The sequence below is a fragment of the Actinomyces ihuae genome (assembly GCF_001457875.1).
Lineage (GTDB): Bacteria > Actinomycetota > Actinomycetes > Actinomycetales > Actinomycetaceae > Pauljensenia > Pauljensenia radingae_A.
In genome coordinates this window covers 181,460-196,454 of record NZ_CZPX01000003.1, presented here as the reverse complement: position 1 = coordinate 196,454, position 14,995 = coordinate 181,460, and the positions used below count along the sequence as shown (strand labels likewise).

General features: G+C 58.0%; 13 protein-coding genes and 1 tRNA gene. 9 read left to right on the top strand and 5 right to left on the bottom strand.

The annotated features are described in order from the left end of the window. Positions 1–2 precede the first annotated feature (2 nt). The 7 genes from BN3002_RS00955 to BN3002_RS00925 all read left to right on the top strand — a co-directional run bounded on the left by BN3002_RS00955 (position 3) and on the right by BN3002_RS00925 (position 7,898). A complete protein-coding gene (locus BN3002_RS00955; protein WP_074026135.1) occupies positions 3–1,610 on the top strand; it encodes a sugar ABC transporter ATP-binding protein in 1,608 nt (535 codons plus the stop codon). Positions 1,611–1,627: 17 nt separating this feature from the next. After that, positions 1,628–2,731 (top strand): ABC transporter permease, encoded by a 1,104-nt coding sequence (locus BN3002_RS00950; RefSeq protein ID WP_058236186.1) that lies wholly within the window; start codon positions 1,628–1,630, stop codon positions 2,729–2,731. Positions 2,732–2,789: 58 nt separating this feature from the next. Further along, on the top strand, positions 2,790–3,857 hold the full coding sequence (locus tag BN3002_RS00945; RefSeq protein WP_058236185.1) for a substrate-binding domain-containing protein: 1,068 nt from the start codon (positions 2,790–2,792) through the stop codon (positions 3,855–3,857). A gap of 169 nt (positions 3,858–4,026) precedes the next feature. Next, complete coding sequence (locus BN3002_RS00940; RefSeq protein ID WP_058236184.1) at positions 4,027–5,418, top strand: MFS transporter; 1,392 nt, start codon at positions 4,027–4,029, stop codon at positions 5,416–5,418. Between the two features lie 30 nt (positions 5,419–5,448). Continuing rightward, a complete protein-coding gene (locus tag BN3002_RS00935) occupies positions 5,449–6,549 on the top strand; it encodes a LacI family DNA-binding transcriptional regulator (RefSeq protein ID WP_058236183.1) in 1,101 nt (366 codons plus the stop codon). A gap of 6 nt (positions 6,550–6,555) precedes the next feature. Then, a complete protein-coding gene (locus tag BN3002_RS11075) occupies positions 6,556–7,197 on the top strand; it encodes a hypothetical protein (RefSeq protein WP_154955680.1) in 642 nt (213 codons plus the stop codon). A 5-nt stretch (positions 7,198–7,202) separates the two neighbouring features. Further along, on the top strand, positions 7,203–7,898 hold the full coding sequence (locus BN3002_RS00925; protein ID WP_058236239.1) for an MgtC/SapB family protein: 696 nt from the start codon (positions 7,203–7,205) through the stop codon (positions 7,896–7,898). Between the two features lie 6 nt (positions 7,899–7,904). On the opposite strand, the gene BN3002_RS00920 is transcribed toward BN3002_RS00925, so the two are convergent. From BN3002_RS00920 to BN3002_RS00900, 5 genes are all read right to left on the bottom strand, one after another. After that, complete coding sequence (locus BN3002_RS00920; RefSeq protein WP_058236181.1) at positions 7,905–9,674, bottom strand: ABC-F family ATP-binding cassette domain-containing protein; 1,770 nt, start codon at positions 9,672–9,674, stop codon at positions 7,905–7,907. Between the two features lie 147 nt (positions 9,675–9,821). Continuing rightward, a complete protein-coding gene (locus tag BN3002_RS00915) occupies positions 9,822–11,525 on the bottom strand; it encodes a hypothetical protein (protein ID WP_154955679.1) in 1,704 nt (567 codons plus the stop codon). Continuing rightward, a complete protein-coding gene (locus tag BN3002_RS00910; protein ID WP_058236179.1) occupies positions 11,510–12,271 on the bottom strand; it encodes an ABC transporter ATP-binding protein in 762 nt (253 codons plus the stop codon). The genes BN3002_RS00915 and BN3002_RS00910 overlap by 16 nt, the downstream gene beginning before the upstream one ends. Positions 12,272–12,309: 38 nt before the next feature. Then, on the bottom strand, positions 12,310–12,816 hold the full coding sequence (locus BN3002_RS00905; RefSeq protein WP_058236178.1) for a MarR family winged helix-turn-helix transcriptional regulator: 507 nt from the start codon (positions 12,814–12,816) through the stop codon (positions 12,310–12,312). A gap of 43 nt (positions 12,817–12,859) precedes the next feature. Further along, positions 12,860–13,483 (bottom strand): TetR/AcrR family transcriptional regulator, encoded by a 624-nt coding sequence (locus BN3002_RS00900; protein ID WP_058236177.1) that lies wholly within the window; start codon positions 13,481–13,483, stop codon positions 12,860–12,862. 80 nt (positions 13,484–13,563) lie between these two features. Between BN3002_RS00900 and BN3002_RS00895 the strand changes: the two genes are divergently transcribed. Both BN3002_RS00895 and BN3002_RS00890 read left to right on the top strand, forming a co-directional pair. Continuing rightward, a tRNA-Gln gene (locus BN3002_RS00895) sits at positions 13,564–13,634 on the top strand. Positions 13,635–13,888: 254 nt separating this feature from the next. Further along, on the top strand, positions 13,889–14,869 hold the full coding sequence (locus tag BN3002_RS00890) for a ribose-phosphate diphosphokinase (protein ID WP_058236176.1): 981 nt from the start codon (positions 13,889–13,891) through the stop codon (positions 14,867–14,869). Positions 14,870–14,995: the final 126 nt, after the last annotated feature.

The window sequence follows — 14,995 nt, the reverse complement described above, 5'->3', positions numbered from 1 at the left end:
CAATGGCGAATCGGAGGCGCGTCGTGACTGTACCGTTGCTCGAAATGCACCATATCGGGAAATCGTTTTCAGGAGTGCGAGCACTCGATAATGTGTCGTTGCGCCTGGGCGCCGGTGAAGTTGTGGCACTGCTGGGAGAAAACGGAGCAGGCAAGTCCACGCTGATCAACGTGCTCTCTGGAGTCTTCAACGACTACGACGGTCACATCAAGGTCGACGGAGAGCCGGTCACGCTGCATAGCCCCAGCACCGCACAACAGCTGGGGATTTCCACCATCCACCAGGAACTGAACCTCGTCCCCGACATGTCAGTGGCAGACAATATCTGGCTCGGACGAGAACAGGCGACCGGAGGGTGGGTCAAGAAACAGCGCACGATTTCGACGGCCCGGGATCTGCTGGCGCGAGTCGGGCTGGATCTAGATCCTAGAAAGTTCGTGCGTCAATACCGACTGGCAGAACAGCAGCTCATTGAAGTGGCAAAGGCGATGAGCCTGAACACCCGAATCCTGATCATGGACGAACCGACGTCGGCGCTGGCAGATGCTGAAGTTGAACGCCTGTTCGAGGTTGTCAGGTCACTTGCATCCGAGGGAGTCGGCATCATCTACATCTCTCACCGTCTGGAAGAACTCGAAGAGATTGCTGACCGGGTCGAAGTGCTGCGAGATGGACAGTTCATCGGTGAACGCGAGATGAGGGACGTCAGTCGATCAGAACTGATCCACATGATGGTGGGTCGTCCGATCTCGGAACTGCACCAGCGTCCCGAGGAAACCGGTGCCCGCGCCGAGGGCGGCGAAGCCAGACTGACGGTGGAGCACCTCTCCCTCATGCCCAATGCGCGCGAGTCGCGGGCAGCACTGCACGACATCTCGCTGTCGGTTGAGCCCGGCGAAGTGCTGGGAATCGCCGGCCTGATGGGAGCTGGTCGCTCAGAAGTACTCGAATCCATTTTTGGAACACCCCCATCCTCGGACATGATCGGTCAGGTCACCCTGAACGGCAAGGCGCTGACCAAGCGGACGCCCGCACGCAGTATCGACGCCGGGATTGCCCTGGTATGTGAAGATCGAAAACTGCAGAGCCTGATCCTGGAAAACTCCGTGCGCTTCAATATGACGCTCCCCGCCCTGTCGGATTTTGCCGGCATAGGCGGATGGGTGAAGAAAACTCGAGAAAAGAAGGCGAGCGAGGAGCAGGTTCAGACTCTTGGGGTGAAGACCCCGTCGATGGATGCGTTCATGAGCACCTTGTCGGGTGGAAACCAGCAGAAAGTCGTCCTCGGAAAATGGCTGCTGACCAACCCGGAAGTGATCTTGCTCGATGAGCCGACACGCGGTATCGATGTCGGTGCGAAAGCAGAAATCTACGAACTTGTTGCGCAGCTGGCATCGCAGGGAGTGTCGTTCATCGTTGTCTCGTCAGAGCTTCCCGAATTACTGGGAATGTGCGACCGAATCGTGGTGTTGTGCGAAGGAAAAATCACCGCTGAATTTGACGCCGGCACAGCCACTCAGGAAGACCTACTCACCGCGGCAATGCCGATTCAAGGGCAGGCAGTCAGAGAGGATGCGCCCGCCGTCGATGCCATCGAAACTGCTAAATAGTGAAGGAGAACAACCCCATGAGCACACAGTCGCAGCGCGGATCGGGTGCGGTCGTGCAGCGCAAGAAATGGCTCCTGATGTTGAGCCAGTCCCAAGGCTATATCGGCCTTCTCCTGATCGTCCTGATTGGACTGTGGAGCCAGGGAGGGCGCTTCGCGGACATAGGAAACCTGACGAACGCCATTGGGTACTTCGCTCCGCGAGGCATCCTGGCGGTGGGAATGACTCTGGTCATTATCACCGGCGGCATCGATCTGTCGGTGGGCGCAGTCATGGCAGTCGGTTCAACCACGTCAGCATGGCTGCTGACGGAAATGAACTGGCCGGTGATCGCGATTGTTCCCACGTCAATGGCTGTGGGCGCCCTCTTCGGCATCATCAGCGGTATCGGCACCGCGTACTTAAAGATCCAGTCGTTTGTCATGACGCTGGCCATCATGACGATCGCACGAGGCTTTACCCGCGAGTTCTCCCATAACGTGTCGATCGGAACGAATGTGATCGGACCGGACGGGGAGGTGGCTCCGGGATCTCAACAGTTCCGAATGCTGGGGACGCCAGGCGAAACGCTGTTCCCTATACCGTTAATAGGGTATTTCCCTGTGCTGGCGCTGATCGTGGTCATTATCCTCGTCCATCTGCTGCTGTCACGCACGACGTTCGGGCGGCACGTGTACGCGGTGGGCGGCAATCCCACCGCGGCGCGCCTGTCGGGTGTGAACGTCAAAGCAGTGCTCGTCATTGTCTTCATGATCTCTGGTTTGCTGTGCGGCCTGGCCGGTCCGATTAACGCGGCTTATAACGCATCAGCAGATCCTCAAGCCGGCATGACCTATGAGATGGACGCGATTGCAGCCGTCGTCATCGGTGGTGCGAGCCTGGCTGGCGGCCGAGGCACAGTGATCGGAACGTCGATCGGCGCATTGATCCTGACCCTGCTCGACAACGTGCTGGGCCTGAACAACTTCAGTGCCAACTGGCAGATGATCATTAAAGGCATCATCCTCGTGGTCGCCGTTGTGATCCAACATCCCGACCTCATTCCCAACGCTGCGGCTCGCCTGAAACGACGAACCGCGCATCCCGTTAAGGCATCCTCGACGCGACACGCGAAGGAGTAGGCCGAGGGGGAAGTCCACACCAAGGTAAACACAACACTAAGAAAGCGAAGGAGCTCTCATGACAATCACGCGACGCAAACTACCGGTACTCCTGGCGGGTGCCCTGGTCGCCGCAGCATCGCTCGGCGCGTGCGCAACCAACGATCAGCCGACATCCGGCTCACAGGCAGATGAAGGCGCATCGAGTGCCACAACTGATCAGAGCAGCGCGGCTGGCGCAAGCGACGGACGTCTGCTGCCCGAAAAGGACAAGTACGTCATCGGGTACTCACAGGCCAACAACGCTGAGCCATATCGTGCGCAGATCAACGCACAGCTGGAGTATTACATCGGGCAGGAATCGAACCTTGAGTTGCTGCCGATTGCTGACGCTCAGCAGGATTCCTCACGTCAGGTGAGTCAGGTCCAGCAGTTCATTCAGCAGGGCGTTGACATTCTGATCGTCTCGCCTAACGAGTCTGACCCGTTGACCCCGCCAGTTGAGCAGGCATGTGAAGCAGGTATCCCGGTGATCGTGCTGGACCGCGCTGTGAACACGGACTGCATCACCTCCTTCATTGGCGGTGACAACGTGGCAATCGGTAAGGCCGCAGGTGAACTGGCACTCCAGCTTCTGCCTGATGGCGGTAAGGTCGTCGAGCTGCGAGGCATTACCTCGAACCAGCCTCAGATCGACCGCGACCAGGGCTTCCGTGACGCAATCGCTGCGAACCCGAAGATCGAGATCGTCAAGGATCAGGACGCAAAGTGGATCAAGGAAGAGGGCACCAAGATCATGCAGCAGTGGCTGCAGTCCGGTGAAGACATTGACCTGGTCTACGCGCACAATGACCCAATGGCGCTGGGCGCCTACCTGGCTGCGGCAGGTGCCGGCAAAGCCGAGGACATCAAGTTCATCGGTATTGACGGCCTCGCAATTCCTGACGGTGGCATACGAGCCGTTCAGGAAGGCCAGCTGGCAGGTACCTTCATCTATCCGACAGGTGCCAGGGAAACAGTCGACACCATTTTGGCGATGATCAAGGGCGAGCCGGTCGAGGCCCAGCAGGTCCTTGAAACCACCCCGATCACACCTGAAAACGCTGCCGAACAGTACGAGCTGAACGACTTCTCCAACAAGAAGTAAGAGGGCTTGTACGAGGCCGGCGCCGAGGAACTCCCCGGCGCCGGTTTTGTGTCTAACGGGCGCGAACTGGGGAGATTTGACCCTGCTGAGAACGAGTTATACTCTTTAGCTACGCGCGTAGACAATGCGCGTCAATAGTTCTGCTTCTTCGCTCAATGAGGAGATGTAAATGAGTACTCGAGCAGACGCCGCACCGGCTGCGTCAGGATCGAAGTTCCAACGTCAGGTTGCGGTACTTTCAGGTGCAGGAATGTTCCTTGATGGATTCGATGTATCCGTCATTGCAGTGGCCCTGCCAGGTTTGAAACGACAGTGGGAAATTTCCGGAGGAATTGAAGGCATCGTCGCTGCTTCTGCGATCGTCGGCATGTTCCTTGGCATGATGTTCGGCGGAAAACTGGCTGACTCCTTGGGTCGGCGCAAGATGTACATGATTGACCTGAGCGGATTCGTGATTTTCGCCCTGCTGGCAGCGTTGACGCAAAATGCGTGGCAGCTAATCGCAACACGTTTCCTGTTGGGTCTGTTCATTGGTGCGGATTACCCAATCTCATCGTCCATTACCGCTGAATTCACTGCTCCCAAGCGTCGTGGACGCTTCATCATCCTCATGTCATTGTTCTGGCAGGTGGGAGCTTTCTGCGCGTACATGACAGGCATTGCCATGCATCCGCTAGGGGAATCCGCATGGCGATGGATGCTGGGATTGGGTGCCGTTCTGGCGGGAATTACGTTGGTTCTGCGTCACAAAGTTCCTGAATCGCCTCGCTGGCTGCGTGAACACGGGCGGATCGAGGAAGCTAACAGTGTGATGCGTGAGATCACAGCCATTCAGGGTGCCTACTTCGACGAAAATGACACGTTAGCAGAGTCCGCACAGGAGTCGATGCAGTCTAAGTCGCGCGTGTATGGGACGTGGTGGGAGCTCTTCAGCCCCAATATGATTCGTTCAACCATTTTCTGCTGCACATTCTGGTTTGCCTTTGCCGTGTCCTTCTATGGCATTCAGATGTACACTCCGTCAATTCTGGAACCGTTCACTCAGGGGAACACCATCTTGGCTTACATTGGTTCGTCGATCATCGCATTGCTGGGTGTTGCCGGCGCCGGCATTGGCATGTACACGGTCGAAAAGATCGGTCGCCGTCCGCAGATTCTATGGTGCTTCGCTGGTATGATCGTCGTCCTCGTGGCACTGGCGCTGACTGATAACCCATCAATTGGCCTGCTTATCTTCCTGCTGTCAGGAGCTATCCTTCTGGCGAACCTAGGTCCCGGCGTGCTGGACATGGTCTATCCAAACGAGCTGTTCCCGACCCGTCTGCGTGCATCCGGTACTGGTTTTGCGGGATCTATCAGCCGTATCGGCGCGATCTTGGGCGTCACAGTGTTCCCCGTGATGGTGGAAAACTGGGGAATGTCGCGCTCAACGTGGCTCTTCGCGGGGGTAGCGGTAGTGGGGTTGATTGTGTCTTACTTCCTAGCTCCTGAAACCAAAGGCAAGTCTCTCGAAGAACTCGAGGAATTGGCCAATAATGGGTGGAAGACCCGTAACGTGTAAGACGCGTTGCCACACGGCGTGGAGAGGCAGATGAAAAGCAAGAGGCCGACTCGCGAGGATGTTGCCCGCGAGGCAGGGACATCAGTAGCTGTTGTGACATACACAGTGAACAATGGCCCTCGGCCCGTTGCTGAAGAAACCCGCAAGCGAGTGCTTGCCGCGATCGACAAGCTGGGATATTCGCCTAATCATGCGGCGCGTATTCTGGCCTCTGGAAAGAGCGGCAACTATGGGCTTGTTCTTCCTAATATCACGAACCCGTTCATTGCAGAAATTGCGCACGCATTTCAGGCGAAGGCGCTCGAGCAGGGAAAATTGATCATCATCGGTGACTCCGCTGATGACCCTGAGAGGGAACGTCGACTCCTGCAGTCCCTGATTGGACAGCAAGTGGATGGCGTGATCTATATGGGAACGGTTGAGAAACTTGCCCTCGACGTGTTTGACGGAACCGGCATTCCCGCAGTGGTTCTCACATATGCAGATTCGGATTCGAAATGCCCGTCAGTCAGAATTGATGAAACTCGGGCAGTTTTCGAGCTGACCACTCATCTGCTCCGACATGGGTACGATCACATCGATATGATGACCGGGCCCGAGGGAATGGAGAATTCATTCGTTCGGGCCCAGGGGTGGTGCAATGCGGTTGGAAGCGATCTGTCATCACCGCACATCTCATGGTGCGCCTACTCGAGAATAGCCGGATATCAATGGCTCACTGATAAGTACGCACAGGGGCACGTTCCCCAAGCAGTTGTGGCAGGCAATGAACGGCAGGCTCTAGGAGTGATGGCCGCGTGCTCGGATCTGCATATACGCATTCCGACGGATCTCGCTTTGGTTGCTCTCAATGGGTCATCGGATACGGGCTATTCCGTGCCGTCGTTGACTGCTGTTCGACAGCCCTGGGGAGAGATGGCTGAGCTTGCATTCCACATCCTTTCGGATACGTCGTTGAACCGCCAGCCACGATCCTTCGCCAGTGGCTTCGACATTGTTTTTGGTGAATCGTGTGGGTGTCGCCACGCTGGCACCCGAGACAGGGCGCTGTTGGCATCCTGGGCAACACCATCCTCCGATTCGCTGGACTCCGTCGCAGGTGTGGCGACACAATCATTGACAGATAAGTAGGAAAAGATGCGCGATTTTTTCGCAAAAGCACCAGAAAACTGGGACAATCCCTCTGGACAACTTCATATCTACGTCTTGCCGGAGCGGAATTTTACCCATCTGGTTGCGCCATACCTTCAGGTACTGACAGAAAGCAGCATCTGTGCAGTGCAGCCACGGGACTCTCTGCATGCTACGGTCCAGCGACTGCCGTATTTTGCCGATGATGGGGAAATAAGAAGGAAAATTCCTTTGCTCGGTCAAGCGATCAGACGGCACTTCGCGCAGTGGCGATGCCCAAATCTGGAGTTCCAGTTACCTGAGGTCACTGAAGATTCAGTATTGTGCTATTCGCGCCCCACCACGGCGTGGAATCACTTCGTCGAGGGTGTGCGTCAATGCGCAATTGATGTCCTTGGTGATGAGGCCGCTCACTTTTCGGGTGTACCACGGGCTCACCTGACTTTGGCATACGGGATCGCTGATGCTGATTCCCGCGATCTTGTCGATCAGATCGACAAGATCAATACTGTGGAATATCGTCACCGCTCGTCCCAATCGCTTTTCTATACCATGGCTCTCGACCATGCTGCAGTTGTGACGGTCCATCAAAACCACCAAGAAGGTACGTATACTTTCGAGCCACTAGCAGTTTTTTATTTAAAGTGATGGAAATGCATTTATCAGGTGAATTAACTCAGATACTTCTTCTGCTAGCAGCGTTGGTGCTGTCTGCGATCATCGGTCTGGAACGCCAGATCCTCGGGAAAAGCGCGGGCATACGTACGCAAGCGATCGTCGGTATGACAGCGGCGCTCATGATGCTGATTTCCAAGTATGGATTCAGTGATGTGCTGAGCGAGGGAATCGTGCGGGTGGATCCATCACGGGTCGCTGCCCAGGTTGTTTCCGGAATCGGCTTCCTAGGAGCCGGAATCATCCTGACACGCCATGGGGCAATCCGCGGACTTACGACCGCAGCAACGATCTGGGAAACTGCGGCGATCGGTATGGCATGCGGAGCGGGCCTGTGGTGGCTTGCACTGGCAGGAACCGTATTCCACTTCGTGGTCATCTGGGTGCTCTCACCCTTCGCACGGCTGTTCCGACGCAAGGGCAGCGAAGACGAAAACATCCTGTGTGTCTCGTACCCGCAAGGTGAGGGCGTCCTCCGAAGCATCCTGTCCGAGCTGGCACGCGAAGGGTGGAGCGTGGAAAACGTCAGCACCTCCACCAGTCGCTCCTCCGAGACACTGACCGCTTACATCAGAATGCATTCGCGGGTCGTGGTCGACCAGGCTTCCACGCTCGCCACCCTCGCGGATCTGCCTAACGTGCAAGGTGTGCGGATCATGGAAGATAACGAATAGTTACGCCTAGCCTTCGAGCTCTTCGGACAGCTCCAGCCACTGTGCTTCGAGCTGGCCAACCTCGTCCTCAACTGCGCGAACCTGATCCGCAAGGTCCTGTAACCCCACGTAGTCAGTCGGATCATGGCCTGCCATCTGCGCTTTCAGATCCTCGCCCTGGCGTGTCAGGCGGTCCATCTTTCGCTCCAGCGCTGACAGCTCTTTTTGTGCAGCGTAGGCGCGGGCGCCGGAATTCTCGGTTTCCTCCTCAGCCGGTGACGGTTCAGTGAGCTCGGCCTGACTTTGGATCTTCAGGTACTGCTCGACCCCACCGGGCAGATGGCAGAACGTGCCGTCAATGATGGCGTATTGCTGGTCGGTGACGCGCTCAATCAGGTACCGATCGTGCGACACAACCAGCAGCGTGCCCGGCCACGTGTCGAGGACGTCCTCCAGGGCGGTCAGCATATCGGCATCGACGTCGTTGGTCGGCTCGTCCAGAATCATGACATTGGGTTGGTCAAGCAGGACGAGCAGAATCTGCAGCCTGCGTTTCTGCCCGCCCGACAGTTCTCCGACGCGCGCTGACAGATGCTCGTGGCGAAATCCGAGGCGCTCCAGCATCTGCGCTGGAGTGGTGTCCTTACCGTCCACGACGAACGTTGTTCTGGTGCGGCCAAGCACTTCGCGCACGCGGTCACCCGAGATCTCATCCAGCTGCGAAAACTGCTGGTCGAGCACTCCGATACGAACAGTCTTACCCTGACGCACTCGCCCCGACGTCGGCTTCAGCGCACCGCTGATGACGTTGAGCAGGGTTGATTTGCCCGCACCGTTCGGGCCGAGGATAGCGCTGCGCTCTCCGGGTGCGATCCTCCACGTCACGTCGCGCAGAACCTCGTTCGTTTCAAACGAAACCGACACGTCCAGCAGATCCACCACCTGTTTGCCCAGGCGTGCCACAGATAGCCGCTGCAGTTCAATCGGGTTGCGCATCTGCGGTACGTCAGCGATCAGCTCATTCGCCGCTTCGATACGGAACTTCGGCTTGGACGTGCGCGCCGGCGCTCCGCGACGCAACCAGGCAAGTTCCTTGCGCATCAGGTTATGGCGCTTCGCTTCGGTCGCAGCCGCGATCCGGTCACGTTCCACACGCTGCAGGACGTACGCTGCGTATCCGCCTTCGAACGGTTCAACCGTTGTGTCATGCACCTCCCACATGCGGGTGCACACCTCATCAAGGAACCACCGATCGTGCGTCACAACGATGAGCGCACCGTCGCGCGGACTCCACCGGTACTTGAGATGGTCAGCCAGCCACGCGACCGCCTCGATGTCCAGGTGGTTCGTTGGTTCATCCAGAATCAGCACATCCCACTCGCCCACAAGCAGGCGCGCAAGATCGACGCGTCGGCGCTGTCCACCTGAAAGATCACCGACGAGGGAATCCCATGCGATATCCGAAGCCAGTCCAGAAATAATGGATCGGATATTCGCGTCGGACGCCCACTCATACTCCGGGCGATCTCCCACTAGTGCTTCTTTGACGGTGTGAGACGGATTCAGACGATCAGACTGGCTGAGGTATCCCAGGCGCAGGTCGCGACGATGAGTGACGCGACCGCTGTCAGGTGTGATCTGGCGGGTCAGTAGCCGCAAGAGTGTGGATTTGCCGTCTCCGTTGCGACCCACCACGCCGATTCGGTCGCCCTCGTCAACTCCGACGGTGACCTGATCAAGGACGACGGTCGTGGGGTATTCCATATGCAGGTTGTCTGCGCCGAGAAGATGTGCCATATCGGCACATATGGTACGTCAAAATGCGCTGGTGAGGAGACCTCAGAATCCTCATATCAATCGAGATGATGTGAGTGCGGGGTTCGAAGAGCAGGCTAAATGGCCGCTTACCTGCGTAAATGGTGGGATCGTGCGCGTGGATTCCGATCAGGCCGTCTTCGCGTGGCCTGGCCAGGCCTTGATCTGCTGCAGAAGCGTCACTGCGTGGCGATCCCACATGCGACCGCCCACGATGACGCCGACGACCAGACATACCAGCGACCAGACTGGGGCAACGATGTAGCCGATCCAATCTGGCAGGATGCCGAAGAAGCCGAGTAGCAGAACGACTGAGGCCGGCAAAGACGCCACAAGAGCCGCGAGCCACTGGGCGAACTGCACCAGCATCGTGGCAGTGAAGCTGCCGGTGGATTTTGTCGATATCGGGTTCGTGCCGGGCGGAGGAACAGGGTAGAGCCAGCGTGCATGCAGGATCTGGCCTGCGCCGGCAGTCGCGCAGAACAGGAGCACCGTGGTGACTGCGAGGTAGATGAGCGAACGCCCTTGAATCCCCGCGGCGAAAGCCAGCAGTGCCATGACAACGGCGAAGAGGCTGATCGCTGAGGGTAACGCGCCCACAAGACGCCCCAGACGCTCGTCGCGTCCGCGTATTCCAGCAGTGATGCTCAGCCAGTTCGCCGTTGAATCCCATGCCATCAGGGTCGCGACGACACCGCCGAAGAGCATTGCACCAAAGAGCGTGAAGAAAATGGCGAACGTGTTGCCAAAGCTGAAGTCCGAATTCGACCCCATAAACGAAATCGCGATACCCAGCACGGGCAGGACGCCGACCGCGATCAGCTGTGAGAGCAGACGCGGATCGCGGATAAACTCGTGACTGGTGCGGGCCGCCAGCGCGGCCGCTGCCCGTGGCAAGCCCAGGCGCAACCACGGATCGACATGCTTGAAGGAGCGCTGGTCCGCGCGCGCCGAGGGAGCAGCCTGCGTGGGATCGATCAAGTGGCGTCCCTCTGTAATCGCCTGACGGGCCTCAGCACTGACTGGCCGTGCCTTGCCATTCATGGCGAAGGGGAGTACGTACTGCCACAGCTTCCATCCTGCCCACAAAGTGACCAGTGAAATGGCCAGCCGCGCGAGGGCAACAAGGTAGTTGCCTTCATAGACGGATTGACTGATCGCGAACGGGGCGCCCATCGGTGTCCAGCCGACGATCGTACCGAGTCGGGTGACGAAAGCGGCGTTGAAGTTGTCGATTCCGGCATTGACGTACAGACCCAGAGGCGTGACGAAGAGAAACAGCGCGACCGTTGCGATGACGCCCTGTAGATCGCGCCTACGGGTGGAAGCCGTCATCTGAACGCTCATCCACGTCGTCACGGCACGTGACCACACCATCGATATGGCAAGTGCCAGGCAGGCGCTGATCACACTGACGAGCGCCACCACCACATGGCCGGAGACAATCCAGGCGACGAAGGGAATCAGAAGAAATAACGCAGTGCCAATGCCGGCGAATCCCACGAAAGCTGCGGCAATCATGCCGATCGCGAAACGCCGTGAAGGTGCGGCAAACGGTGCGAGGCGAACCGGATCCAACGTGTTGTCAGCCGATGCCATAAGCGCAGGAGCTATCACCCATGCCAGCACAGCTAAGGCACTGATCAAAGTGAACATGACGCTGGCCAGGTCGGCGTAGCCCTCGAAGATGGAAAACACGGCTCCGACGGCAATCATTCCGACGTAGCCGGCGATGCCCAGGGCCCCCAGGATTGACAGGACGAGGAAGGCTGTCTGACGCTTCATCGAGTTCCACGTCAGCTTCGCTTTCATCCGCATTAGGAGTGCAACCATGACAGCCCTTCGTGAGTGATGCGGCCTCCGACGATCTGAGTGAAGCGCTCTTCGAGGTCACCGCCTGCAGCTACCTCGTCAGTCGTGCCGGAAATTACGACCTGACCGTGATGGATGATCGCAACGTGGCTGCACAGTTTCTGCACGGTTGACATTACGTGACTGGACAGCACAACTGTGCCGCCCTGGCGCACGAACGATTTGAGAATCTCACGGATATTGGCGGCCGACACCGGGTCGACCGATTCGAACGGCTCGTCCAGAACCAGGACGCTGGGGGAGTGGATCAAGGATGCGCCCAACGCGATCTTCTTGGTCATGCCGGCCGAATAATCGCCGATCATTTTGTCAGACGTTTCAGTCAGATCCAGGGCTTCGAGCAGGTCCTGGGTACGCGAGCGCGCGGTGTCAGTGTCCATCCCGCGCAGCAAGGCCACGTAGGTCAGGAAATCCGGGCCGGAGAGGCGGTCCAGCAAATGCATGCCGTCAGGCATTACTCCGAGAAGTTTCTTAGCCTCGGTTGGATTGGCCCACATGTCAACGCCGTGGACGTAGGCTGTTCCTTCATCTGGACGCAACAGGCCGGTCGCCATCGTCAGGGTTGTGGTTTTGCCTGCACCGTTGGGGCCGACGATTCCATAGAACGAGCCGGCGGGAATATTCAGGCTCAGGTCGCCTACTGCGACGAGATTGCCGTACACCTTGACCAGGTGATCGAATGCGAGTGCCGGTGGTTGGTCAGTCATAAGTCCCCTCGCGGTAGTGGTCGGACGCTACTTTTAGGCTAGTACTTCGTTTCGTAAGATGCGAGGATAATTCTGAGCAGGTCAGCAAGATCGTCCTGATCGCCTCGGGAAAGCGGCGCCAGAATCTGCTTTTCGCATTCGAGCAGGGAGATCAGCGCCGCATCAACGTGCTTCTTGCCGGTGGGGGTCAGGGTGACGAGGACGGCGCGCCGGTCATCCGGAGCCGGTGAACGCGTTACAAGGTGGCGACGTTCGAGGCGGTCAATACGGTTCGTCATTGTCCCGGAGGTGACGAGCAGTTCGTCCATGAGGTGCCCGGGCGTCATCGAATACGGCTTTCCGGCGCGGCGCAGGGAGGAGAGCACGTCGAATTCCCACGGGTCAAGATCGTGTTGGGCGAATGCCTCGCGCCGCTTGAGATCCAGATGGCGCGCCAGTCTGGCTACGCGCGAGAGCACAAGCATGGGGGAGGGGTCAGTGTCCGGGCGTTGACGTGCCCACCCCTGAACGATCGCATCGACCTCGTCTCGCTGCGTTTTTCTCATGACACCAAGATACTTGTTTTCGAGATACTTTCGCGAGGGGGGCTCACGCAGAATGCATACGCAATGACGGATCAGTCTTGAGGTTGCGCAGCCCGTACCACACCAGGTTGACGGCGTGTGCTGCCACAACTTCCTTCGGCATGGAGCGATCTTCGAGCCACCACTGCCCGACCTGCGCGATCAAACCGACAAGCATCTGCGCATACAGCGGTGCCCACCCCGGTTCCATATTCGAGCGTTCGAACTGTTCGGCCACAAGGTATTCCACCCGCATCGCAACATCGCCGAGCACCGATGAGAAAGAACTGGATGTACGGTCGTTGGGTGTATCGCGCACGAGGACGCGGAAGCCATCCGTATTCGATTCAATGTAATCCAGCAGTGTCAGTGCGGCCGCCTCGAGGATCTCACGCGGATGCGTGGACGATTCCAGCGACGTCTGGATCGCGGAGACAAGGGACTGCACCTCACGGTCCACGATCACCGCATACAGACCTTCTTTTCCGCCAAAGTGCTCGTAGACGACCGGTTTGGAGACGCCTGCCTGCGCGGCTGCCTCCTCCATGGACGTACCGTCGAAACCTTTCTTTGCAAAGAGGGCGCGACCGACTTCAATGAGTTGCTCACGTCGCGCCACACCGCTCATCCGGACTCGTTTTTCTGCCATAGCAGTACTCTAGAACGTGTTGAGCTCCACACTTTAAGCTTCTGATTCTTCGCGCGACTGTGACATAATCGGGTGGTCTATCCGCCTTGGTGTAACGGCAGCACAGGGGTTTTTGGTGCCCTTAGTCTAGGTTCGAATCCTGGGGGCGGAGCTCAATGTACTGAGCAAAGTTGCACTATAGCAACGAAAAACGGTTTTACGTCATCCTCTCTGGGGGTCGCGTTCCCCGAAATAATCTCGTGCCTGCACGACACCGGAACAACTGCGCTAATCGATCCTGAAATAGCCTTGAGGGGCCTGTATCGAGTAAAGCACGCCACATCAACTCACGGATCAGGGGGATGAACCTATAGCATAAGAGACGCCGCATCCGTGTAGCGGCAGGTTGAAGGGGAGGACAACCGTATGAGTGGCTTGGTCGCCAGTGGTGAAAAACGACTCGTGCTTGTATCAGGACGGGCACACGTCGATCTTGCAAATCAGGTAGGTGAGCATCTGGGCTGCGGTGTCTCTGCGACCACTGCCTACGATTTTGCCAACGGAGAGATCTACGTTCGATTCAACGAATCTGTGCGTGGAGCCGACGTCTTCGTGCTGCAGTCGCACACCACCCCTATTAACAAGTGGCTGATGGAACAGCTCATCATGATTGATGCCGCCAAGCGCGCGTCAGCCAAGCGCATCACCGCTGTTTCACCGTTTTACCCCTATGCACGTCAGGATAAGAAACATCAGGGTCGTGAACCGATCTCCGCTCGCCTCGTGGCCGATCTGTACAAGACAGCCGGAGCTGACCGCGTGATGAGCGTGGATCTGCACGCCTCGCAGGAACAGGGCTTCTTCGACGGTCCTGTTGATCACCTGTGGGCCATGCCCGTGCTGGTCGACTACGTGCGCGGACGCGTGAACCTGTCGCACGCCACTGTCGTGTCGCCGGACGCCGGCCGCATTCGCGTGGCTGAGAAGTGGGCTGCGAAGATGGGGAACTGCCCGCTGGCATTCATTCACAAGACCCGTGACACCACTCGCCCCAACGTCGCGGTCGCCAACCGCGTGGTGGGTGAAGTCGACGGGCGTGACTGCGTGCTGGTTGATGACCTGATCGACACGGGCGGCACGATTGCTGAAGCGGTCAAGGTACTGTACAAGGCCGGTGCGAAGTCAGTGCTCGTGGCGGCAACGCACGGCGTCCTGTCCCACCCGGCAACCCAGCGCCTCTCTGAGTGTGGAGCAACTGAAGTGGTCGTCACTGACACGTTGCCCATCACTGGGGAGAAGCGTTTTGACAAGCTGACGATCCTGTCGATTGCGCCTCTGCTGGCTCGCGCCATTAAAGAGGTCTTCGAAGACGGATCGGTCACATCACTGTTCGACGGGGTCGCATAGAGCGCCCCTTTCGGGTTAGGCTATGTGTCGTTGCTCCGGCGAGGGCGTCGCATATCTGCGGTGCCGTGATCGACGAAGCTTTTACCTGCGGTGCGCCCGCGCGCAGAGAGAAGCCTTGTTGGTGTC